Consider the following 1,046-nt stretch of genomic DNA (forward strand, 5'->3'; position numbering starts at 1 on the left):
ACATATGCAACAAATAGTGCTTCAAGCAAGGGCAGAAGGCAAGGATATTGAATTCACTACGAAATATGAAGACCAATAGCTAATGTAGTTGCCCGGACGGATACGAACCATCCCGGGTTCACCTTCCTGTTCCATTATCAGGAATATGTACAGCAAGCCAAAGACCCCTATAGTTATATCCAGTTCATGGAGCACTACAACCGTAAATATGCAAAGATCAAGGGCTCCATGAAACTGGAACATGATCCGGGCAATGAAATGTACATCGATTATGCCGGCAAGAAACTGCAGATCGTGGACCGGTCCACCGGGGAACTCATCGCGGTTGAAGTCTTCGTGGCCATCCTGCCCAACAGCCAGTACACCTATGTGGAAGCCTGCCATAGCCAAAAGAGAGCAGATTTTATTGCCTGCTGTGGACATGCCCTGGAGTTTTATGGCGGAGCTCCCAAGGCCATCGTCTCCGATAATCTAAAATCGGCCGTAACCCGTGCCAGTCGCTATGAGGCAGATATCAACCGCAGTTTCAAGGACTTTGCCAGGCATTACAATTGTGCGATCAACCCCACCCGTGGCTACTCCCCGCAGGACAAGGCCCTTGTAGAGAATGCTGTCCATCTTGCCTATCAGCGCATCTATTACCCTTTACGCAATATGACCTTCTTCTCCTTGAACGAACTCAACAAAGAGATCTGCAAACTGTTGATGGCCTACAACAACTTACTGTTCAAAAGAAAGCAGGCCAGCCGCCTGGAGCTCTTCCAGTCCATAGAAAAGGGCCATTTAAAATCACTTCCAACAAGTCCCTACCAGCTTAAGGACTATTGCCGTGCCAAGGTGCAGAAGATGGGATATGTGTACTTCTCACCAGATAAAAGTTATTATAGCGTACCCTACCGCTACATCGGCAAGCAGGCCCAGATCCATTATACCGCCACAACTGTGGAAATATATTATAACCATCAGCGGATAGCCCTGCACCGGCGCAACCCCAGTAAGGGAAACTATAACACCGATCGCGACCACCTGAGCAGTACCCACAAATA

1 protein-coding gene is annotated in these 1,046 nt (G+C 48.4%); it reads left to right on the forward strand.

What is annotated here, in order from left to right; translation table 11 throughout:
- Positions 1-126: 126 nt before the first annotated feature.
- A partial coding sequence (gene istA, locus ACFFU9_RS13320; RefSeq protein ID WP_379861975.1) for an IS21 family transposase occupies positions 127-1,046 on the forward strand: 920 nt, incomplete at its 3' end.

The organism is Mariniflexile ostreae (assembly GCF_042427585.1).
GTDB classification, from domain to species: domain Bacteria; phylum Bacteroidota; class Bacteroidia; order Flavobacteriales; family Flavobacteriaceae; genus Pseudalgibacter; species Pseudalgibacter ostreae.